The organism is Hymenobacter metallicola (assembly GCF_004745645.1).
Classification (GTDB): domain Bacteria; phylum Bacteroidota; class Bacteroidia; order Cytophagales; family Hymenobacteraceae; genus Hymenobacter; species Hymenobacter metallicola.
Window position 1 is genome coordinate 1,019,275 of record NZ_SRMB01000001.1, and the last position, 19,940, is coordinate 1,039,214.

At 58.8% G+C, this 19,940-nt stretch carries 21 protein-coding genes; 12 read left to right on the forward strand and 9 right to left on the reverse strand.

Annotated elements, in window-relative coordinates; translation table 11 throughout:
* The first annotated feature begins 163 nt into the window (after positions 1–163).
* Positions 164–1,756: a hypothetical protein gene (locus E5K02_RS04260; RefSeq protein WP_135392394.1), complete on the forward strand. Its 1,593-nt coding sequence runs from the start codon at positions 164–166 to the stop codon at positions 1,754–1,756.
* Between the two features lie 78 nt (positions 1,757–1,834).
* On the opposite strand, the gene E5K02_RS04265 is transcribed toward E5K02_RS04260, so the two are convergent.
* Entirely contained in the window at positions 1,835–2,956 is a 1,122-nt protein-coding gene (locus E5K02_RS04265) for a DNA topoisomerase IB (RefSeq protein ID WP_135392396.1), read from the reverse strand.
* Between the two features lie 355 nt (positions 2,957–3,311).
* Between E5K02_RS04265 and E5K02_RS04270 the strand changes: the two genes are divergently transcribed.
* Together E5K02_RS04270 and E5K02_RS04275 are read left to right on the forward strand one after the other, a co-directional pair.
* Entirely contained in the window at positions 3,312–4,127 is an 816-nt protein-coding gene (locus E5K02_RS04270) for a M48 family metalloprotease (RefSeq protein ID WP_135392398.1), read from the forward strand.
* Between the two features lie 141 nt (positions 4,128–4,268).
* Complete coding sequence (locus E5K02_RS04275; RefSeq protein WP_135392400.1) at positions 4,269–5,438, forward strand: App1 family protein; 1,170 nt, start codon at positions 4,269–4,271, stop codon at positions 5,436–5,438.
* Between the two features lie 183 nt (positions 5,439–5,621).
* Here E5K02_RS04275 and E5K02_RS04280 read toward each other — a convergent pair whose 3' ends face one another.
* Positions 5,622–6,053, reverse strand: coding sequence for a YybH family protein (locus E5K02_RS04280; RefSeq protein ID WP_135392402.1), 432 nt, complete (start codon positions 6,051–6,053; stop codon positions 5,622–5,624).
* A 29-nt stretch (positions 6,054–6,082) separates the two neighbouring features.
* Positions 6,083–6,826 (reverse strand): monofunctional biosynthetic peptidoglycan transglycosylase, encoded by a 744-nt coding sequence (gene mtgA / locus E5K02_RS04285; protein ID WP_240737145.1) that lies wholly within the window; start codon positions 6,824–6,826, stop codon positions 6,083–6,085.
* 135 nt (positions 6,827–6,961) lie between these two features.
* On the opposite strand from mtgA, the gene E5K02_RS04290 reads away from it, so the two are divergent.
* Complete coding sequence (locus E5K02_RS04290; protein WP_135392406.1) at positions 6,962–7,597, forward strand: LON peptidase substrate-binding domain-containing protein; 636 nt, start codon at positions 6,962–6,964, stop codon at positions 7,595–7,597.
* A 125-nt stretch (positions 7,598–7,722) separates the two neighbouring features.
* Positions 7,723–8,961 (forward strand): metallophosphoesterase family protein, encoded by a 1,239-nt coding sequence (locus tag E5K02_RS04295; RefSeq protein ID WP_240737146.1) that lies wholly within the window; start codon positions 7,723–7,725, stop codon positions 8,959–8,961.
* On the opposite strand, the gene E5K02_RS04300 is transcribed toward E5K02_RS04295, so the two are convergent.
* The gene (locus tag E5K02_RS04300; RefSeq protein WP_135392408.1) at positions 8,903–9,820 is read right to left on the reverse strand and encodes a diacylglycerol/lipid kinase family protein; all 918 of its coding nucleotides are present in this window, start codon (positions 9,818–9,820) and stop codon (positions 8,903–8,905) included. The genes E5K02_RS04295 and E5K02_RS04300 overlap by 59 nt on opposite strands.
* A gap of 107 nt (positions 9,821–9,927) precedes the next feature.
* Complete coding sequence (locus E5K02_RS04305) at positions 9,928–10,737, reverse strand: M48 family metallopeptidase (protein ID WP_135392410.1); 810 nt, start codon at positions 10,735–10,737, stop codon at positions 9,928–9,930.
* A gap of 189 nt (positions 10,738–10,926) precedes the next feature.
* Between E5K02_RS04305 and E5K02_RS04310 the strand changes: the two genes are divergently transcribed.
* Positions 10,927–11,121, forward strand: coding sequence for a hypothetical protein (locus E5K02_RS04310; RefSeq protein ID WP_135392412.1), 195 nt, complete (start codon positions 10,927–10,929; stop codon positions 11,119–11,121).
* 83 nt (positions 11,122–11,204) lie between these two features.
* On the opposite strand, the gene E5K02_RS04315 is transcribed toward E5K02_RS04310, so the two are convergent.
* Entirely contained in the window at positions 11,205–12,020 is an 816-nt protein-coding gene (locus E5K02_RS04315) for a murein L,D-transpeptidase catalytic domain family protein (RefSeq protein ID WP_135392414.1), read from the reverse strand.
* A 141-nt stretch (positions 12,021–12,161) separates the two neighbouring features.
* On the opposite strand from E5K02_RS04315, the gene E5K02_RS04320 reads away from it, so the two are divergent.
* Positions 12,162–12,569 carry a hypothetical protein gene (locus E5K02_RS04320; protein ID WP_135392416.1) on the forward strand — a complete coding sequence of 136 codons (408 nt, stop codon included), beginning with the start codon at positions 12,162–12,164 and terminating at the stop codon, positions 12,567–12,569.
* A 65-nt stretch (positions 12,570–12,634) separates the two neighbouring features.
* On the opposite strand, the gene E5K02_RS04325 is transcribed toward E5K02_RS04320, so the two are convergent.
* Together E5K02_RS04325 and E5K02_RS04330 are read right to left on the reverse strand one after the other, a co-directional pair.
* Positions 12,635–13,036, reverse strand: coding sequence for a hypothetical protein (locus E5K02_RS04325; protein WP_135392418.1), 402 nt, complete (start codon positions 13,034–13,036; stop codon positions 12,635–12,637).
* A 244-nt stretch (positions 13,037–13,280) separates the two neighbouring features.
* A complete protein-coding gene (locus tag E5K02_RS04330) occupies positions 13,281–13,751 on the reverse strand; it encodes a DUF4199 domain-containing protein (RefSeq protein WP_135392420.1) in 471 nt (156 codons plus the stop codon).
* A gap of 358 nt (positions 13,752–14,109) precedes the next feature.
* Here E5K02_RS04330 and E5K02_RS04335 point away from each other — a divergent pair, with 358 nt between their 5' ends.
* A complete protein-coding gene (locus E5K02_RS04335) occupies positions 14,110–15,732 on the forward strand; it encodes an ABC-F family ATP-binding cassette domain-containing protein (RefSeq protein ID WP_135392422.1) in 1,623 nt (540 codons plus the stop codon).
* 17 nt (positions 15,733–15,749) lie between these two features.
* Complete coding sequence (locus E5K02_RS04340; RefSeq protein ID WP_135392424.1) at positions 15,750–16,574, forward strand: hypothetical protein; 825 nt, start codon at positions 15,750–15,752, stop codon at positions 16,572–16,574.
* A 95-nt stretch (positions 16,575–16,669) separates the two neighbouring features.
* Here the strand turns inward: E5K02_RS04340 and E5K02_RS04345 are convergent, their stop codons facing one another.
* Complete coding sequence (locus E5K02_RS04345) at positions 16,670–16,840, reverse strand: lmo0937 family membrane protein (RefSeq protein WP_135392426.1); 171 nt, start codon at positions 16,838–16,840, stop codon at positions 16,670–16,672.
* A 364-nt stretch (positions 16,841–17,204) separates the two neighbouring features.
* On the opposite strand from E5K02_RS04345, the gene E5K02_RS04350 reads away from it, so the two are divergent.
* The 3 genes from E5K02_RS04350 (at position 17,205) to E5K02_RS04360 (ending at position 19,877) form a co-directional block, all read left to right on the forward strand.
* The gene (locus E5K02_RS04350; protein WP_135392428.1) at positions 17,205–18,095 is read left to right on the forward strand and encodes a 3-hydroxybutyryl-CoA dehydrogenase; all 891 of its coding nucleotides are present in this window, start codon (positions 17,205–17,207) and stop codon (positions 18,093–18,095) included.
* A gap of 210 nt (positions 18,096–18,305) precedes the next feature.
* Positions 18,306–18,845, forward strand: coding sequence for a peptide-methionine (S)-S-oxide reductase MsrA (msrA, locus tag E5K02_RS04355; RefSeq protein WP_135392430.1), 540 nt, complete (start codon positions 18,306–18,308; stop codon positions 18,843–18,845).
* A gap of 84 nt (positions 18,846–18,929) precedes the next feature.
* Positions 18,930–19,877 carry an isoaspartyl peptidase/L-asparaginase family protein gene (locus tag E5K02_RS04360; RefSeq protein WP_135392432.1) on the forward strand — a complete coding sequence of 316 codons (948 nt, stop codon included), beginning with the start codon at positions 18,930–18,932 and terminating at the stop codon, positions 19,875–19,877.
* Positions 19,878–19,940 lie beyond the last annotated feature (63 nt).

Genomic DNA, 19,940 nt, shown 5'->3' on the forward strand with positions numbered 1-19,940 from the left:
TAGAAAGGACACGTAATAGGATCGAAAGGGCGGAAAAATGACCAGCCGGAGCAGGTCCTGCCCTTATAGCGCAAACCACGGCCCAGCGGTTGTGCTTACTTGGCTGGCCACTTTTATGGCGCAGCTTCGTTGAAGGACTCAAGTCGCGCCTTTTCTCGTCCCAATGACCGCTCGTTTACTCGCCCTAGCTGCTTTGTTTTCCTGTGCTTCCTGCGTCCGGCAGCACTACTTTCAACCCGATGCCCGCGTAACCGGGCCCGCCGTGGCTCCCCTGGCTTCTGACAGCGTGCAGGTAACGGTGGGCCGGCATTACCGCCGCGGGGCTATCCACAATTTCTTTATGGGCACTCATTACCGGCAGGTCTGGGCGACGCCGGTTATGCTTCCCGTGCTGGACCTCAACCGGACTGTACCCGGGGGCTTGCAGGCCGGCAAGATGGGCGGCGGCTTTCAAAGCACGAGTATGACCCTCAATGGGGCTAAAGGCCGGCAGTACGCCCTGCGCACGCTCGACAAGGATCCTTACAAGACCTTGCCCAAGGTGATGCGCAAAACATTCCTACTCAATGTTGTGCGGGATGCTACTTCGGCAGCCAACCCCTTCGCCGCCTTTGTGGTGCCGCCCCTGGCGGAAGCTGCCGGGGTGCTCCATACCAACCCGCGCGCTTTCTACGTGCCGCCCACCGAAACCGGCCTGGGTGCCGCTTCCGAGCTGTTTCAGGGCAAAGTGGTGATGCTAGAAGAAAAGTACGAAGGCCCGGAGAACCTAACGCCTGCTTTCGGCAATGCCCGCGACTTGGAAGACAGCGACGAAATGCTGGCCCAGCGCTATGCCGACCCCACCCACCAGATTGACCAACTTGCCTTTGCCCGGGCCCGGCTGCTGGATATCTGGCTGGGCGACTGGGACCGGCACGAAGGTCAGTGGCAGTGGGCGGTGTACGAAACCGCCGGCCGCACCCTGTACCGGGCCGTACCCAAAGACCGGGACCAGGTATTTTACCGCTTCAGCGACGGCCTGATTCCCTGGCTGCTCAGCCGGCGCTGGGCGGTGCGCAAGCTCCGCACGTTCAAGCCTCACTACGAGGACATTGGCGGCCTGGTCAAAAACGCGACGTTTATCGACGAACGGGCCTTGTCGGAAGTAACCCGGCAGCAGTTTCAGCGCCTAGCCCAGGACTTGCAGCAGCGCCTCACCGACGAGGTTATTGCCCAGGCCACCCACCGGTTCCCGGCGCCGGTGTACGCCCGGGAAGGCACCCGCACGGCCGCCGCCTTGCGGGCCCGCCGGGCGGCGCTACCCAAAGCAGCTGACACGTTTTACCGCCTATTGGCCCACCGGGTAACCGTGGCCGGTACCGACCAGGACGAGCGTTTTGTCGTGGAGCGCTTGGCCGATACCAGCACTGTGGTAAGCGTATACCGGATTCTGGACAAGGATAAGAAAGCCAAAGCCGATACGCTGCTGTACCGCCGCAGCTTTCGAGTCGATGAAACCCAGCGCATTGTGCTGCACGGCTTGAAAGGCAAGGACGTCTTCGAGGTGCGCGGCGACGTGAAGCGCGGCATCCGGGTCGATATCTACGGGGGGCCCAACGAGGACGACGTGATGAATACCTCGCGGGTGCAGCGGGGCGGCAAGAAAACCTTTTACTACGATACCAAGCGCGGCAACACCGTTCTGCGCGGCCACGACTTCAAGGACAACACCACCAAAGGCGTCAAGATGCACGCTTACGACCGGGAAGGGTACTAACCGAAACGGCTCTGCACTAACGTCACCGGGCCCCGCCAGTACTGCTAGCGGGGCCCGGTGGCATTTTAGTTCTTGCGGTTAAGCCGCTTTGTCTACCTCCTGCAGCATGTCCAGCACCATGTGCTCGGTGGGCGTCAGCAGGTCGTTTTCAGTGGGGTCGGCATCGTGCCGACGCAGGTAGTCAATGAGTTTGTCGGAGTTGAAAAGCTCCACCACCTGCGGGTGAATGTAGTACTTGCTGCACACGGTGGGCGTGTTGCCGAGGCCAGCCGCCACGTCTTTCACGGCCCGCTTCAGCACTTTATCCTTGGGCAATTCGGGTTCCTGGTGCAGCACGGCTTCGAGGCATTCCACCATTTTGACGGTGCCGCCCCAGGTGCGGAAGTCCTTGGCCGAGAGGTTGAGCCCGGTAACGGCGCGCAGGTACTCATTCACGTCGCCCGACTCGAGTTCCTGCCGGTGCCCCTCGGCCGTGTAGTACTGAAACAGGTGCTGGCCGGGGATTTCCTTGCACTTCTGCACCAGGCGGGCCAACCGGCGGTTGTGCAGGCTGACATCGTGCGGCACCCCTTTTTTGCCCACGAAGGTGAAATGCACCTCGTCGCCGGCCACTTCCACGTGCCGGTCGCGCAGGGTCGTCAAGCCGTAGCTTTTGTTTTTCTTGGCGTACTCCTTATTGCCGACCCGGATAAAGGATTGGTCCATGAGGGTAAGCACCAGGGCCACCACTTTGTCGTGGTCCAGCTTGGGGCGCTTTAAATCCTGGGCGATGCGCTGCCGCAACTCGGGCAATTTTTCGCCGAACGCGCGCAATCGGCTAAACTTGGTCAGGCTGCGGGCCTGGTCCCAGGCCGGGTGGTAAATGTACTGCTTCCGCCCCTTCGCGTCGCGGCCGGTTACCTGCAGGTGAGAGTTGGCCGAGGGCGAAATCCACAGATCCGTCCAGGCCGGCGGAATCACGAAGCCGTTGATGCGGGCCAGGGTTTTCTCGTCCGTAATTTTCTCGCCCTTCGCATCGAGGTAAGTAAAGGAGCCGTTGCGGCCGGCTTTGCGGGTAATACCGGCTTTGGTATCGGGCAGGTAGCGCAGGCCGGCCAGCTCGGCTTGGCGGGCGGGGTCTTTATAGAGCACATGAGCTTCCTCTTCGGGCAGCAGGTGTTTTTTCTTGACTTTGGGGCGGGGGGCGGCAGTAGAGGGCATACGAAATAGCAAGGCCAGCCCTTGTTGGCTGGTTCCTTCTTTTGTACGCAGAATGACGGCCAAGGTAAGCCCGACGCTCTGACAGGACCGGCCGCGGGCGGGGGCAAGCTGGGAAATAGCCCTGCTGAATATTTTTTCGCCCTTCTACCGCCAGCCTCGCACCCCAAAGTCTGTTCTGCTAACCCTCCCACACTCAGGGGCCAATCGGGCGGGAGCCAGACCGCCTACCCGGCCTACAACGCACGTGGCGCAACGGAAGGCGGGTATTAGGCGTATCGGGCGAAAGACTTTTGGCACCGTTTTTTCTTTTGGCTGCCTACCCTCTCCTTTCGTTTTTCCTTTAATTTCTTTTCTCATGCATCGTTTACTCCTCAAGCCCTGGCTTCTTTTCGGGCTGGTTGCGGCTTCCCTGGGCTCAGTTTCCTGCTCCAAAGACGGTGACGGCGTCCTGCTGTTCTCCATTGAAGACGACCGGACCCTGGGCGACCAGGTAGCCCGCCAGACGGACTCGCTCATGCGCGTCGACCCCAATAAATATGGCCGGCTGCTGGAACGCAGCAGCAACAGCGCCGCCTACGCGGCCCTCGACAACGTGGTGAATAAGGTGCTCAACTCGGGCCAGCTGACCTACCGGAACGAGTTTCCCTGGGACGTGAAAATTGTGCAAAAGGACGAGAAAAACGCCTTTGCCACGCCCGGCGGCCACATTTACGTATACACGGGCCTGATTAAGTACCTCGACCACGAAGCCGAGCTAGCCGGTGTTATTGGTCACGAAATTGCCCACGCCGACCGCCGCCACACCTCCAAGCAGCTGCAAACCCAGTACGGCCTGCAAGTACTGCTGGGCCTGCTAGTCGGCGACAACCCCAACCAGCTGGTGCAGATTGCCGCCGGCCTGGGCCAGTTGCAGTTTAGCCGCAACGACGAGAGTGAAGCGGATGACTACTCGGTACGTTACCTCAGCGGCACTGAATATTCCTGCGACGGCACGGCCGGCTTCTTTATCAAGTCGTCGAAAGAGAGCCCCAACAACACCCCAACTTTCCTGAGCACCCACCCCAACCCGGAAAACCGCGTAGCGGCTATTCAGGCCAAAGCGCAGGAGCTGAACTGCCGCAATAAGCCCCAGAACGACACCAACCTGAACCGCCTCAAGAGCTTGCTCTAAGCTCCTAAGGTTCAGCGCTACTCAGGCCTGCTACTCCGGTAGCAGGCCTTTTTGTTGGGCCTTGGCCGGCCGGCCCGCGCAACACCGGCGGGGCCTGTACGCGTAAGGCGTATAAAATTGCTTGCTTTCTTTACGCCCACTATGGCTCCTCTACTCAACCGACTCGGCGACTGGGCCGAAAAAGCGGACGACCTGATTTTGCGGACCCGCACCCGCCTGGGACTGCTCGACCCGCTGCAGATTGTTCCCTACCGCAGCTACGGCACGCCTACCCGGCTCTACGTGAAAGGTCGCCTGCTGACCGACAAGGGCATAGGGGAACCCGACCCGAGCGACTCGCGCTGGCACAACCTGCTGAATATGTACCGGCGGTTTGAGAGCAACGAAATTGCCGGCGCCCAGCTGCTGGTGCGCCCGGCCGATAATTCCGAGCATTTGACCGTTACCGACGACGAAGGCTACTTCTCCCTGAACCTGGAACCGGGGGCCCTGCCCGAGCCCATCAATTACATGTGGTACCCGGTGGAAGTGCTGCTCCAGGCCGTACCCGGCTCTATTCCGCTGCCGGCGGGCCTGGCCACCCAGGCCCCGGTTATGATTCCGCCGGCCGATGCGGAGTACGGCATCATCAGTGACCTGGATGACACCGTCATTCAGACCTCGGCCACGGATATGCTGCGCATGGCCCGCACGGTACTGCTGCGCAATGCCCGCTCCCGCCTGCCCTTCAAAGGTGTGGCAGAGTTTTACCGGGCCTTGCAGCTGGGCCGTAATGGCAAGCGCAACAACCCGTTTTTTTACGTAAGCAGCAGCCCCTGGAACCTCTACGACTTGCTGGAGGACTTTCTGAACCTAAACCAGATTCCGCCGGGCCCCTTGCTGCTGCGCGACTTTGCCGTGGTGCGCAAGGCGGCCAAAGACACCTCGGAACACCACGGGCACAAGCTCAAGGAAATCGACAACATTCTGCTCACCTACCCTACGCTGCCCTTTGTGCTCATCGGCGACAGTGGGCAGGAGGACGCCAACATCTACCGCGAAGTAGTGCGCCGGCACCCGGGCCGCATCCTGGCCATCTACATCCGCGACGTGCTACGTCCCGACCGTGCCACGATGGTAGAACGCGTATCGGAGGAATTGCGGGGCGACAAAGTGGAAATGCTACTGGTGCAGGACACGGTGCAGGCTGCCGAACACGCGGCCCGAACGGGCCTGATTTTCACGGAGGCCATTCCGGCGGTAGTCGAAGAAAAGCAGAAAGACGAAACCACCCCGGCCGACCCTGGTGAGGCCCAGGAAGAAGGCGCCTAGCCCTTCTTACCTGATCCGTAGCTGCGGGGCAGGAATCACAGCAGGCCGCCTTTGGGGCAGTACAGCCCACTTTTTGTTGAAAAGCCCTTTTCCGTTGCAACGGGAAAGGGCTTTTCTGGTTTAGCAGCTGGACACCTCCGAAGTAGACCTTCAGACTCGTCGAAGCACCCTTATATCTTAATCTTAGCTCGAATGGTCGGCGACGATGACCCACTGGCCGTTGATGCGGCGAAAAACCAGCAGAAAGTGGCCGGCCAGGTCACCGGCCGTACGGGCCAGGTGCCAGCGCCCGACTACGTGCGCTGAAAGAGGGCTATCCTGGGTGATGCCCAGGTTGGAAAACGTGAGCTGGCCCATGGCCGCCGGCGTGGGGTAGCCGCGACGGTAGTTATCCAGCGTGGGCTGCCAGCCGTAGGTCAGGCCGCTTTTGCCAATAAACACGAGCGAATCGGATTGCCAGTAGCCCTGCATGTAGCTGGCCACGTCGCCGCGGTTCCAGGCGGCCGTCTGCGTGGTGAGCACCTGCAGAATGGCAGAGCGCGTCTGGGCGGGACGCGCCACAGTACAAGCTCCCAGAGTGGCACTAAGCAGGGCGGCAACGAAAAGCTTTTTCATGGATCGGGGGTTGACTTAGGCAAAACCGGCTACTCGGCAATCAGCTCCCGCACGTAGGTAGTGCCGCCCAGGCGACGCATGTTGCGCATGACGCGGCGCTGCTTGGCGCGGGCGGCGGGCCCGGGGTTGCTGGCCCGAAACCGCAAGGGGTTGGGCAGTACCCCGGCCAGCAGGGCTGCCTCGGCCTGCGTTACCCGACTGGCCGACTTATGAAAATAGCGCTGCGAGGCCGCTTCCACGCCGAAGGTACAGTCGCCCATTTCGGCCACGCTCAAATACATTTCCATGATGCGGCGCTTGTCCCAGAGCAGCTCGATAAGCATGGTAAAATAAGCTTCGGCCGCTTTGCGCAGGTAGCTGCGCCCGTGCCACAGAAACACGTTTTTGGCGACCTGCTGCGAAATGGTGCTGCCGCCTACCAGTTTCTTGCCTTCCTGCATATTGGTTTTTACCGCGTTTTGCAGGGCGTTAAAATCGAAGCCGTGGTGCTTGAGAAACAGCTGATCCTCGGCCGCAATCAAAGCCAGGGGCACGTGGGGCGATACTTCATCCAGGCCCTTGAAGTCGTAGCTGATTTGGCGGTTTTCCTCCCGAATGCCGTAATACCCCTTGCCCACGGGCGCATGCGCCCGGCGCTCCAGCATGAGCCACGTGGCCGGCGGCGACACCCAGCGGTACACCAGCACCCAGGCTACGGAGGTCAGAAATAAGGCTACCACTACCTGCAGGCCCACCCGCCAGGTCTGCTGCCAATACCGCTTATAGTTTGCCACGTTGTACTCGTCTAAACTGAGTTGCTGCCGGGCCCTAGGCCGGCTATGCGTGCAAAAGTAGCGGAATTGTCCCCGCGCGGCCGTACCGGCGGCGCGTTTCCCCGTACTTTTTACTGATTTCTCTGTTTTGCCAATATGTCTCGTCTGCTTGCTCTGTTTCCGCTGAATCTTGTGGTTTTTCCCGGCGAAAAACTCAACCTCCATATTTTCGAGCCGCGCTACCGCCAGCTCGTGCGCGACTGTATAGAGGCCGATATCACCTTCGGTATTCCTCCGTATCTGAATGAGGGCGTCAGTGAGTTGGGCACCGAAGTACGCCTGCTAAGCGTCGATAAGCACTACGAAAACGGCGAAATGGACATTCGAACCAAAGCCGTGGGCGTGTTCCGGATCCGGGAGTTTTTCCGGCAGGCCCCGGGCAAGCTCTACGCCGCCGGCACCGTGGAAGATATCCGCGACGACCCTGACCAGGATGCGGCGCTTAAGGTCCGCATTACGGAGTATGTGCAGCAGCTCTATGGCGCCTTGGGGCTGCGCAAGCTCTTTGTCGAGCTGCCTCCTACTTACTGTATCTTCGACATTGCCCACAACTTGGGCCTGAGTACCGACCAGGAGTATCAGCTGCTGGCGGCTACTAGTGAGCAGGAACGACAGGAAATCGTGTTGGAGCACTTAGAGCGGGTTCTGCCCGTCATTATGGAGGCCGAGCGGCTGAAAGACCGGGCCCGGCTCAACGGACACTTCAAAAACCTAACGCCGCCTAATTTCTAGCCGGCCCGCCTTCCTGCAGTAGTTACCCGCGGCCATACTACAGCTGAACCGGGGCGCTTGCCGTACATACCTCAACACGCTAATGTTGCTGCCGTTTGCTGACGCTCTCCCATCTTCTGCTGCTTGTGGCCCTCGGCCTTACCCTGCTGGCCCTGTGGCTGCTCTACCGCTATCAGCAGGAACGCCAGTACCGGCGGCAGGTCTACATTGCCCCTTCCCACGCCAATTGGGCCGCCAGCCAACCCGACCCCGACCAGCCCTTGCGCTACCGCTTGGCGCTGGTCGGCGACCTGGGCGCCGTGGCTACCGACGGGCAGGACCCGGTGCTTACCCTGCTGCAACACTGGCTGCACGAAGCTGGCCCGACTAGCGGCGTTGTGCTGCTCGGCGACAACGTGTACCCCACCGGTATACCGGCGCCCACAGCCCCCGGTCGGGAGGCAGCCGAGCGCCGCCTGGATATTCAACTCGACGCCTTCCGCAGCTACGCCGGACGCGTTATTTTCCTGAGCGGCAACCACGACTGGAACAAGGGCCGCCCCGATGGCTACCAGTACCTCTTGCGCCAGGAAGCGTACGTGCTGGAGCATCTGCCGGGGGCCTTTTACCTGCCGCCCAAAGGCTGCCCCGGGCCGATAACCATGCAGCTGACCGACGGATTGCTGCTGGTGGTGCTGAATACCCAGTGGTGGGTGCAGCACGGCCCCCGCCCGCTGGGCGCGGCGTATGGGTGCTCGGCCACTACGAGCAAAGAGCCCTTTGAGCAGTTGCAGGAAATTCTGGAACACAACCGCCACCAGCAAGTTGTGGTGGCCGGCCACCACCCGCTCTATTCCAATGCCATGCACGGGGGCAAGTTCACGACCAAGCAGCACCTGTTCCCCCTGACGGCCGCCCACAAGAAAGCCTATGTTCCGCTACCGGGGCTGGGCTCCCTGTTTCCGGTGTACCGCAAGCTGATTGGGGCCGAGGAAGACATGGCCCACCCGCGCTACCGCAAGATGCGCCGCCGCCTGCTGCGGGTGCTCCACCAGTTTCCCAACATCATCTACGCCGCCGGCCACGACCATAACCTCCAGTATTTCCACTATCAGCAGGGGCATTACTTAGTTAGTGGTTCGGGCAGCAAAACCGCCTTTGTGCAGCACGGGGGCAAAGCGACCTTCGCCCACGAGCACAAGGGGTTTTTCAGCCTGGAGTTTTATCAGAACGGCGACGTGTGGCTGCGTACCTACGAGCCAAGCCCGCAAACCGACGTGCCGGCGGGCACCGAAGTATTCCGCCAGAAGCTCTTTACAAGCCCGGTTACGCCCGCTCCGCAGCCGATTGGGGCAACAGCACCCGCAAGCTCTGCGGCTGAATAGTTACCTGAATCGGGGTGTCCATTTCCAGGGGCTCTCCATCCACTTGCACCAGGGCCCGCTGCTGCCCACTTACCTCGATGGATGCCCGCCGGCACCGCAGGCGTCGGGTGTAAATGGAATCATCGAAATTGTCGGTGTAGAGCTGGTAGAGTATGCCGATGGCCGCCGTGCCGGGGAAGGGCTCAATCAGGCAAATTTCGAATTCACCGTCGTCGAGCTGCCCATCCGGATTAATTACCACGTTGCTGCCGAAGGTGTTGGCATTGGCCACCGTAACCATAAAGGCGGTGCCCTCATAGGTTTCCTGGTCGGTGATGATGCGGTAGGTGGCCGGCTCGTAGTCCAGGTATTCCTGCATGGCAATGCGCACGTACGCGCCCGGCCCGCGGGTATCGCCGTTGCAAAAACGCTCCACGACCAGCGCATTGAACCCCAGATCGGCCAGATGGGCGCAGAACGTGCCGCCAACCTTCAGCGTGTCGATGGCCCGCACTCTATGATCCCAAATCAGGTGCAGGGCCTGCTCTTGTTCCTGGGGAATATCCAAATCTTTCGAAAGCCCATTGCCGGAGCCCAGGGGCAAAATGCCCAACGGTATATCCCTGCCGGCCAGGGCCGAGGCCACCAAGCTCACGGTACCGTCGCCCCCGGCGGCAAAAACGGCATCGTACGAGTGCTGATCAATATGCTGCCGCAGCTTCTCCAGGTCCTGCTCGCCGGTGGTGTGAAAGAAGGAAGCATGGCGGCCTCGCTCCGTACAAAAAGCCTGCACCGTAGCTTCCAGACTGGATTTATCGATGTCCCCGGATATGGGATTGAGCACAAACAGGATCTGACGTAATACGAGCGGGGAAGACATATCGAAGACAAAATTCAAGGTAAGAGAACCGGTTTTACTACGGTAATAAACGCACTGTGGCCGAGCTTATGCCCGGCCACAGGTGGATGTTCAGGAAAGTGAAGTACTTAGGGCTTTAAACCGGCGGGCAGACCCTGAGGAAATTGCGCCGCAATTTCCTGTTGTATCTCCCCAATCCGGTTGCCGGGGTTGGGGTGGGTGCTCATGAACTCCGGCGTGCGGCTTCCGCCCCCGGCCTGCTCCAGAATCTGCATTACCTGCACCATAGCTTCGGGGTTGTAACCGGCCTGAGCCGTAAAGTCCACCGCCAGCCGGTCGGACTCCAGCTCATCTTCCCGACCAAAGCGCATGGTCACCAGCTTAGCTACCATGGCGGTAGCCGCCGCGGCAGCGGCCGTACTGGGGCGGTCCGGGTCGTACACGGCAATGGCCGCGGCGCCGGTCAGGCCCTGGGTCAGGCTGGATTTGGCCACCTGCTCCGCCGAGTGCCGACCTACGACGTGGCCGATTTCGTGGGCCAGTACGCCCGCTACCTGTCCTTCGGTGCGCAGGTTTTTCAGCAGGCCGGCCGTAATGAAGATCTGGCCGCCGGGCAGGGCAAAGGCATTAATCGTGTTTTCGTCGGCCAGCAAATGAAACTGGAACTTGTAGGGCGTCTGGCCGGCTTTGGTGCTGCGCACAAGCTGCTGGCCAATTTCCTCGACCCGGGCCGCGGCTTGCCGGTCGGGGTGCAGGCCGCCGTACTGCTGGGCCATTTCGGGCGCAGCCTGCAGGCCCAAAGCAATTTCCTGCTCGGTGGTCATATCCACGTGCTGCACTTCGCCCGTCACTTCGTTGGTCGAGCGTTTGCAGTAGTAGCTTATCAGCGAAAACCCTGCAATAATCAGGGCTATGATATATCGGAGTCCTCCTCTCATGGCGGTGTGGGTTGTAGAAAATGGGCGGATGAAAAATCAGCAGCAAAGCGCTGTTCCGCTTGTAACGCGAAGCCGCAAACAGGGTTGTGCCGGACCGGCACACCCAAATTCGTAGGTTCTGCGTATCAGGCCTAAACTGCTCCGCTCCGGGGCTAACTTTTCTCTTCGAACCTTAATTCTGCTTTCAATATGAACCAGAAACGCACCTTCGGCTCTATCCTGACCATTCTGGGTATTATTGGCATTATTGTCGGCGCGCTGGGCTTTCTGCAGATGGGCGGCCTGGGCCTGAGCAAGATGAACTCCCTGGTACCCTTTGCCGTGGGCCTGATTTTCTTTTTCGCTGGTATCAATCTGGTGAAGACGACCGGCGACCGGGCCTAGCGGGCACGGCCACAGCTTTAAAAGCGAAAAACCCAGCCTGAGGGCTGGGTTTTTCTATGAACAACAAACAACAGTAAAAGTACTTAGAGGCTAGCCAGCCCCTGCGTCCGGGCAAAAGCTGTCAGCGCCGGGTCCAGCTGCAGAAAAGAGGACGTGTAGTTAACCGCTGCCGGGGCGTGGGCGTAGATGACCGACCCGCCTTTGATGGTGCGAATAATGGCACTGGCTTGGTCGGTAGGCAGGGCTGGGCAGCCCTGACTGCGGCCTAAGCGGCCATGCTGGCGCACAAACTCCTCACACACGTACTCGGCCCCGTGCACTACCACGGCCCGGCTGGCGGCGTTGCTGTTGTAGCGCGGCTCCAAGCCTTGCAGCTTCAACGACAGGCCGTGCTTGCCGGTGTAGGTATTGCCCGTCAGGTAAAAGCCCAGGCTGCTTTGCTCCGAGCCGTTTTTGTTGGAAAACGCCTTGGCAAACTCCTCTCCCGTGTTTTTACCATGCGCCACGAGCGTGTGATAGAGCACCCGCTGCTTGCGCAGATCAACTACCCACAGACGTTTCAAGCGGCTGGAGCGGCTGAAATCAATGACTGTCAGCAGCGGCTTGGCTGCCGAAGCCAGCCCGCGCTGCTGCAGGTTGTAATACCCCACCAGCGCCTGGCGAAATACGGGGTAAGAAAGCCCGGTAGCCGTCAGACCACTTTGGGTAAACGTGCGCAGGGCGTGCTGCTCAAAAGCAGCCGTGTACAATGCCTTGCGGGCAGCGGCATTCGCCGCGTTAAGGGGGGCAGCGGTTTTGGGCTTGCCAGGGTTGTCGGCGGCGGGGGCAGTTTTAAACGAAACCAGAAAAGAAGAAGCGGTCAGCAGTAAGCCCGCGAAGGCAGTCCGTGTAGAGAGCATGGGCTGTAAAAAGGCCTAAAATGACTGGAATAGTAAGGGCGGAAAGCGTGGCTATACAAATCTAGTACTTTAGCGCTTCCGTATCACCTTTCTGGCGCCTCTAACGCGTCTTTTCAGCCGGTGGTTCCCGGTCTGCTGCTTATGAAAGCTACTTCGTTTTTGTCTTTTTGGGTAAGCGTCCTGCTACTCCCTTCCTGCGGGCATTCCCTACCCGAACTCCCGGGCTTCGATGCTACCGCCTGGCGCCGCGACCCGTACGCCTGTAACAACCAGCGGGCCAAGCAGCTGCCGGTACTGCAGCAACACAAGGAGCTGCTCTACGGCACCCGCGCCGACGATATTGACGCCCTCTTTGGCCGCCCCGACGAGGAAGAGCTCAGCGAGCAAACCGAGAAACTGTACTTCTATTACCTCGAGCCCGGAACCCAGTGCGAGCCCAGCCACCAACGCTCGACGGCCAACAAGCTGGTACTACGCTTCGGTCCGCTGGGTACGGTTACGGAGGTACTCTACGAACGGCCTTTACCGCAAGAAGCACCAGCTGGGTAACTCCACTAAAAAGGCGGCCTCCTGTTTAGTAAGCCGCCTTTCTAGTATGGAAAAAATAACATCGTTTAGCCGATGCCACCCTCGTTGGCCGGTGGCGTAGGTACCGAGTCACGCTGTTGCTGGTCGCGCAGCACGCTGAGTTGCGAAGGCGTCAGGATACGGCTGCACTCGGCTTCGTACTGGGCTTCAAGCTCCGCAATTTTGGCGTGCTGCTGAGCCGGTTCCCCTTTGTACTGCCACTGGATTTCATCCAAGCGCGCGAGCTTGATGCGGTTAGCGGCCCGCAACCGAATATACTGGGCTTCGTTCAGGTGCAACTGGTTGCACATCTGCCGGGTTAGGTCGGCTACCCGAGCTTCCGAAACCTCTTCGGAACCTGGCAGCTCGGCATGTTTATCTTGTTTTTGCGCAGTGGCAAGAGTGGCCATGCTAAGTAGGAAGGTCAGGGTAAGCAATAGGGATTTCATACAGAGCGGTGGTAAAAGATACAAGCTGTGATGATGACACTAGAAAGTTGCCGGAGCGCATACTGAGGTAGCTGCTTGCCGGATTTTATATATTTTATCCAAATATATATTCCTTTCGTCAAAATCACAACCGCATTATTAACAAGCTTTATAACGCGCTAAGTTCCGCTGTACGTATCTTCAGTCCATAAAAAAGCCGGATTCTTCTATGAATCCGGCTTTTTTATTCACAAGCAAGCTTGCCTTACTCAATGCCTTCAATCGGCTTGTGGTCGGGGCTCTTGTAGTATTGCATGGCGACCAGCGAAATAATCACTCCCGACATTATGCTTTGCAGCAAAATGGCCAGGAAGGCAATGGTCACCGACAGGTCGAAACCGAACAGGTCGCGGGCCCGCAACTGGTCCATGATCGTGGGGTTGATAACCGTGTACACGACGAAGAACAGGCCAAATATTGTTGAGGCGACAATGGAGGTGATAATACCCGTACCAAAGCCGTGCAGATAGGGCATCCGGTCGTGGCGCACCCGCTTGTAGTGGGAAATGGCCATGCAGATACCAATGGCCAGCACTACCCCATTGAGGAAGCTAAACTCTACCCGGTCGGTGAGGTGCAGCAAGGAGGCCAGCAGGAAATACAGAATCATTCCGCCGGCCGTGAGTAGGCCGTAGCGGAAACCGTTTCGTTCGGGGGTCAGATGTGGGTTATTCATGATACATGAAGGGTAAAAGTGTATTATGAAGACAACAAGTGCTTCGGAACTGCAACCCGGTGCCGACTGTTGAAGAAGCCCGCGCACCGCACCAGTCGAAGCAGTTGTGTTTTGTATACTTGATTCTGCGCGAGGATGTTGTGCCAGGGCTTAGTTTTCTGAGTAGCGCCCCTGCGCTTGGCGGCCAGTTGGTGGCTTGGGCAGCTACGGCTGACCGGCTAATTCTCCCCTCGCGAAAGCACTGGTTGCCAAGGGAAATATAATGCCCCACGCATTTTGTCTATTTTCGCACGCCGATTGACTTTTTCTCTCTTGTCCGAACCGGCTCTTCCCGTAGTTATTTCGCTTTTTCCTGCATATGATCAGCACCTCCAACGTTAGCCTGCGCTATGGTAAGCGCATCCTGTTCGAAGACGTCACCATCAAATTTCTGCCCGGCAACGTGTACGGCCTCATCGGGGCCAACGGGGCCGGTAAATCAACCTTCCTGAAAATCCTGTCGGGCGAAATCGAGCCCAACACCGGCTCGGTAGATATGCCCGCCGGGGCCCGCCTCTCGGTGCTGCGCCAGGATCAGTTTGCCTACGACCAGTATCCGGTGCTGCAAACCGTGATTATGGGCCACACCAAGCTGTGGAAGGTGATGGAGGAAAAAGACGCCCTCTATGCCAAGCCCGACTTCTCGGACGCCGACGGGGAGCGGGCCGCCCAGCTCGAAGGCGAGTTTGCCGACCTCGAAGGCTGGAACGCCGACTACGAAGCCGCCGAGCTGCTTTCGGGTCTGGGCATCGGTGAAGACAAGCACTTTACGCTGATGGGCGACCTGGGCGGCTCCGACAAGGTGCGGGTGCTGCTGGCCCAGGCCCTGTTTGGCAACCCCGACGTGCTGCTGCTCGACGAACCCACCAACGGCCTCGACGCCGAGACCGTGCTGTGGCTGGAAAACTTCCTGGACAGCTTCCAGAACACGGTAATTGTGGTCAGCCACGACCGGCACTTCCTCGATGCGGTATGTAACTACATGGCCGACCTGGACTTCTCGAAAATCACGATGTACCCCGGCAACTACTCGTTCTGGTACGAATCGAGCCAGCTGGCGCTGAAGCAGCGCCAGGAGGTAAACAAGAAGACCGAGGACAAGCGCAAGGAGCTAGAAGAATTCGTACGCCGCTTCTCGGCCAACGCCTCGAAGTCCAAGCAGGCTACCTCGCGCCAGAAGCTGCTGCAGAAGCTGACGCTGGAGGAAATCAAGCCTTCCTCGCGCAAGTACCCCTACATTGCCTTCAAGCCCGAGCGCGAAGCCGGCAACCAGCTGCTTACCGTCGAGAATCTTTCCAAGTCGGTCGATGGGCAAGTGGTGTTCCGCAACGTATCCTTCTCGCTCGATAAGAAGGACAAGGTAGCCATCATCAGCCGCGACGACCGGGCCGCTTCCCTCCTGTTTGACATCTTGTTTGAGCAGATCAAAGCCGACTCGGGCGACTTCAAGTGGGGCACCACCATCACCCCGTCGTACTTCCCCCGCGAAAACGCCGAGTTCTTCGATACCGACCTGAACCTGGTGGATTGGCTGCGACAGTATTCCACGGAAAAGGACGAGAGCTTTATCCGGGGCTTTTTGGGCCGCATGCTGTTCTCGGGCGAAGAGTCGCAGAAGAAGTCGAACGTGCTGAGCGGGGGCGAAAAAGTACGCTGCATGCTCTCCAAGATGATGATGGAATCGGGCAATGTGCTGGTGCTCGACGACCCGACCAACCACCTCGACCTGGAAAGCATTACGGCCCTGAACAACTCCCTGCGCGACTTCCAAGGCACCCTGCTTTTTTCCTCCCACGACTTGCAATTCGTGGAAACGGTGGCCAACCGCATCATCGAGCTGACCCCCGACGGCATTATTGACCGCCGCATGACCTACGAGGAATACCTGTCCGACGAGCAAATCAAAACGCTGCGGCAGCGCAAATACCAATTGGTTTCCTAATTCCGTTATAGCTCTCTATGAAACGCATTTTCTTTTTGCTGGCTCTTGGGAGCTCAAGCCTGTGGCTGGCTCCGGCCGCCCGGGCCCAAACGGACACTACCCGGACGCGCCCCGCGCAAAAACCCCAGCTCAATACGGCGCCGCCCGGCGCGGCTCCGGCCCGGCCCACCCAGCCGGCCGAGCGCCCCGCCGTGCCGGTGCCGGCCCCGCCGCCCCTGGATGCGCCCCTGCCCAAGCAGACCGACCCCAACTCGCCTTCGGGCCTGGAGTTTCCGGCCGGTAGTCGGGCTTCCGAGCAGCCTAAGCCGCTGCGCCGCTATTTTCTGTATTCCAACTTCGGGCTGGGGTATAGCAGCAACCCCTACAGCGGCGGGCAGTTCAGCGCCAGTATCAGTCCGGCGGTGGGCTACCGCGTAACGGATAAGCTGGCGGTGGGTCCCGGTATTAGCTACGCCTACAACAATATTTCCTTCCCGAGCGACTACCAGCAGTTTGGCTTACCCCGGAGCCTGAATCTGAACAGCGTGGGGGTGAAGGCCTTCCTGCAGTACATCGTTTATAAGGAGTTCTTCATTCACGCCGAGTATGAGGTAACCAAAGCGCAGAGCTACTACATTGAGGAGCTGAGCGCCAACCCTTTGCAGCTGCGGGCCGTTACCGTCAACCGCTCGATGCGCACGCCGCTGGCCGGCGTGGGCTACCGCAACCAGCTCGGCGACCGGTTTGCTGCTGACATTGTGGTACTCTACAATTTCAACGACGGCTACGACATCCAGGGCTACCCGTTGTCGCCCTACGGCCAGCCGGTAATTCGCTTCAGCTTCCTGTTCGATCTGAAGTAAAGCGTTCTGATAGCATAGCACACAAAAAGGCCCTTCCGAAATTTCGGAAGGGCCTTTTTGTGTTTTTTCAGACTAAAAGAAAGGGCGGGGTACCGTTAGACTACCCGGCCGCCGCGAATAACACGCAGCAAAATGGCAATGATGGCAATTACCAACAGAACGTGAATCAGGTTGTTGCCCGCCATGCCTGCGCCAAGAATGCCGAAGAAGCCTAGGGCCCAAATGATGATCAGAATTACGGCGATGATATACAGCAGATTTCCCATGGTGGTTGGTGGTTGGAATGGAAGGTGTGAAAAGAAGAAAAAAAACAAATCGACTTATCAGCAGTTGTACAGGGTTGGAAGTTGCTGGTAAAGGGATTTGCGGATTTGTACGCGGGCCTTTCTAAAAGGATATATCGTCATTCAAAAATTTAATTAATCAGAGGTCAACTTAACCCTGAAATACGCGCTGCCGGGGGCGTAAAAGGCTTTTTCATAGTCGCGTATTTTTTTCTGTTGAGCTTGGCGGCATTGCTTTATCACCTTGGGCTGGCAGTAAATTCGGGTTAGCTTTGCGCCGAATCTGCGGCGGTTTCGGGCCGACGCAGGCTGGTTTTCCCTCCCACCCTCCTTTCTTCCGCTTTCCATGATGAATGTTGCCGTTATTGGCTCGGGCACTATGGGCAATGGTATTGCCCACGTATTTGCCCAGCATGGTTTTTCTGTTGCCCTGATTGATATCAACCAGAGTGCCCTCGACAAGGCCCTGGGTACGATTGGCAAAAACCTCGACCGCCAGGTAGCGAAAGGCAGTCTTTCCGAAGCCGACAAAACGGCCACCCTGGGCCGTATTACGTCCTATACCAGCCTGGCCGAAGGCGTGCACAACGTGGAGCTGGTGGTAGAAGCCGCCACTGAAAACGTGGATCTGAAGCTGCAGATCTTCCGCGACCTAGACCAGCACGCCCCCCAGAACGCCATTCTGGCCTCCAACACCTCCTCGATTTCCATCACGAAGATTGCCGCCGTTACCAAGCGGGCCGACAAGATTATCGGCATGCACTTTATGAACCCAGTGCCGGTGATGAAGCTGGTGGAGGTTATTCGGGGCTATGCCACGTCGGATGAGGTGACCAGCCGCATCATGGAGATTTCGCGGCAGCTGGGCAAAACCCCAACCGAGGTAAATGACTACCCCGGCTTCGTAGCCAACCGCATCCTGATGCCCATGATCAACGAGGCCATCATCACCTTATTCGAGGGCGTGGCCGGCGTGGAGGAAATTGATACCGTAATGAAGCTGGGCATGGCGCACCCCATGGGTCCGCTGCAGCTGGCCGACTTTATCGGCCTCGACGTGTGCCTGGCTATTCTGCGGGTGCTGCACGAGGGCCTGGGCAACCCCAAGTACGCCCCCTGCCCCCTGCTGGTGAACATGGTGATGGCCGGGCGCCTGGGCGTGAAGTCGGGCGAAGGGTTCTACACCTGGGGCCACGGCACCAAGGACCTTATCGTAGCCGAACGGTTCAAGAAATAAGTTCGCGCTACAACACGAAAAGGCCTTCCCGACAACTCGGGAAGGCCTTTTGCTTTCCGCCAAGGTTCCCACTTCGAGAAGCGGACTATTCCTATTCCGGCTTTCATTTCCCGCTTTTCGCAGCGCTTCTAGCGTCGAGCTTGAAACCTTCGGGGCATGATTTCGCTTATAGAGTATTCGGTATTTGATTTGGACTTTAGAAATAGAATAATGGAACAGGCCACATTTGGCGGGGGGTGCTTCTGGTGCACCGAAGCCGTTTTTCAGAACTTGAATGGGGTGCACAAAGTGGTATCGGGCTACACGGGGGGGCGCATTGCCAACCCGACCTATAAGGAAGTATGCAGCGGCCTGACCGGGCACAACGAAGTTATTCAGGTCACCTTCGACCCGCAGGTGATTAGCTACGAGGAGCTACTGGAAGTGTTCTGGAAAACCCACGACCCGACTACCCTCAACCGCCAGGGCAACGACGTGGGTACGCAGTACCGCTCCGGAATTTATTTCCACAACGAGGAGCAGCAGCGCCTGGCCGAGCAGTACAAGCAAAAGCTGACCGCCGCCCAGGCCTTCGACCAGCCGATTACCACGGAAATTGTACCGCTCAAAGTTTTCTATCCGGCTGAGGATTACCACCAAAACTACTACAACCTGAACGGCACTCAGCCCTACTGCCAGTTTGTGGTAAAGAGCAAGGTGGACAAGGTGAAAGCCGTGTTTGGCGACAAACTCAAAAAGTCGGTAGCGTAGCGCTTGCCTACAAGCTCAACATAACAAAAGCACGGCCCGGGCCGTGCTTTTGTTGTTTCTACCCATTTCCACGTTCCCAACCCCATGGCCAAGTCTAAGCCTGAATCAAAACCTAAATACGTGATGCTCATCCACGGCGGGGCTGTCACCACCGACCCCGCCAGCATTCCACCCGAGAAGGAAGAAGCCCTAAAAGCCGGGCTAGCAGCGGCGTTGAGCGCAGGATGGGAAATCCTGAACCGCGGCGGCACGGCCCTCGATGCGGTGGAGGCCGCCGTGATGAGCATGGAAGACAATGAGCTGTTCAACGCCGGCCGCGGGGGCATGTTCAATATCAACGGCGAAGTGGAAACCGAGTCGTCGATTATGGACGGGGTCACGCTACGGGGCGGGGCTGTCAGCGGGCTAAAGCTGGTAAAAAACCCGGTGCGCCTGGCCCGCCTGGTGATGGAGAAGTGCAAGCACACTTTCCTGACGGCCGAGGGCGCCCAAGAGTTTGCCCTCGCCCAGGGCCTGACGTTGCAGGACCCGAGCTACTTCAAAACCGATGAGCAGCGCCAGGAGTGGCTCGACATCATTCAGGAGGCCCGCAAAACCGAAAATGCCAACAAGCACGACACCGTGGGCGCCGTTGCCCTCGACCAGCACGGCAACGTGGCCGTGGCTACCTCCACCGGGGGTATTGAGGGCAAGCTGCGGGGCCGCGTGGGCGACAGCTGCATCTACGGGGGTGGCTCTTACGCTAACAACGACGTGTGCGCGGCCTCCTGCACCGGCGACGGAGAAATCATCATGTTGGCGGCCGTGGCCCACGAGGTCTACGCCCTGCGCAAGTACAAGCGTCTGCCCCTCGACGAGGCCGCCCGCCAAGCCGTGGACATGTACGCCGACAAGCTCCAGGGCGACCGGGGCATCATTGCCGTGGACCCCGACGGCAATATTGCCCTGGAGTCGAACACCAACGTGTTTCGCAGGGCCTACCGCATCGAGGAGCAAGAGCCGTTCGTGGATATTTGGATGAATACGAAATAGGGAGTTGTCCTTTTGCCGCTTACAAAACGAAACAGCCTGCTTTGAGGCAAAGCAGGCTGTTTC

Excerpts from the sequence above, each read along its gene's own strand:
- E5K02_RS04260 (WP_135392394.1), top strand. The coding sequence starts at position 164 with ATGACCGCTCGTTTACTCGCCCTAGCTGCTTTGTTTTCCTGTGCTTCC.
- E5K02_RS04265 (WP_135392396.1), bottom strand. The coding sequence starts at position 2,956 with ATGCCCTCTACTGCCGCCCCCCGCCCCAAAGTCAAGAAAAAACACCTG.
- E5K02_RS04270 (WP_135392398.1), top strand. The coding sequence starts at position 3,312 with ATGCATCGTTTACTCCTCAAGCCCTGGCTTCTTTTCGGGCTGGTTGCG.
- E5K02_RS04275 (WP_135392400.1), top strand. The coding sequence starts at position 4,269 with ATGGCTCCTCTACTCAACCGACTCGGCGACTGGGCCGAAAAAGCGGAC.
- E5K02_RS04280 (WP_135392402.1), bottom strand. The coding sequence starts at position 6,053 with ATGAAAAAGCTTTTCGTTGCCGCCCTGCTTAGTGCCACTCTGGGAGCT.
- E5K02_RS04290 (WP_135392406.1), top strand. The coding sequence starts at position 6,962 with ATGTCTCGTCTGCTTGCTCTGTTTCCGCTGAATCTTGTGGTTTTTCCC.
- E5K02_RS04300 (WP_135392408.1), bottom strand. The coding sequence starts at position 9,820 with ATGTCTTCCCCGCTCGTATTACGTCAGATCCTGTTTGTGCTCAATCCC.
- E5K02_RS04305 (WP_135392410.1), bottom strand. The coding sequence starts at position 10,737 with ATGAGAGGAGGACTCCGATATATCATAGCCCTGATTATTGCAGGGTTT.
- E5K02_RS04310 (WP_135392412.1), top strand. The coding sequence starts at position 10,927 with ATGAACCAGAAACGCACCTTCGGCTCTATCCTGACCATTCTGGGTATT.
- E5K02_RS04315 (WP_135392414.1), bottom strand. The coding sequence starts at position 12,020 with ATGCTCTCTACACGGACTGCCTTCGCGGGCTTACTGCTGACCGCTTCT.
- E5K02_RS04320 (WP_135392416.1), top strand. The coding sequence starts at position 12,162 with ATGAAAGCTACTTCGTTTTTGTCTTTTTGGGTAAGCGTCCTGCTACTC.
- E5K02_RS04325 (WP_135392418.1), bottom strand. The coding sequence starts at position 13,036 with ATGAAATCCCTATTGCTTACCCTGACCTTCCTACTTAGCATGGCCACT.
- E5K02_RS04330 (WP_135392420.1), bottom strand. The coding sequence starts at position 13,751 with ATGAATAACCCACATCTGACCCCCGAACGAAACGGTTTCCGCTACGGC.
- E5K02_RS04335 (WP_135392422.1), top strand. The coding sequence starts at position 14,110 with ATGATCAGCACCTCCAACGTTAGCCTGCGCTATGGTAAGCGCATCCTG.
- E5K02_RS04340 (WP_135392424.1), top strand. The coding sequence starts at position 15,750 with ATGAAACGCATTTTCTTTTTGCTGGCTCTTGGGAGCTCAAGCCTGTGG.
- E5K02_RS04345 (WP_135392426.1), bottom strand. The coding sequence starts at position 16,840 with ATGGGAAATCTGCTGTATATCATCGCCGTAATTCTGATCATCATTTGG.
- E5K02_RS04350 (WP_135392428.1), top strand. The coding sequence starts at position 17,205 with ATGATGAATGTTGCCGTTATTGGCTCGGGCACTATGGGCAATGGTATT.
- msrA (WP_135392430.1), top strand. The coding sequence starts at position 18,306 with ATGGAACAGGCCACATTTGGCGGGGGGTGCTTCTGGTGCACCGAAGCC.
- E5K02_RS04360 (WP_135392432.1), top strand. The coding sequence starts at position 18,930 with ATGGCCAAGTCTAAGCCTGAATCAAAACCTAAATACGTGATGCTCATC.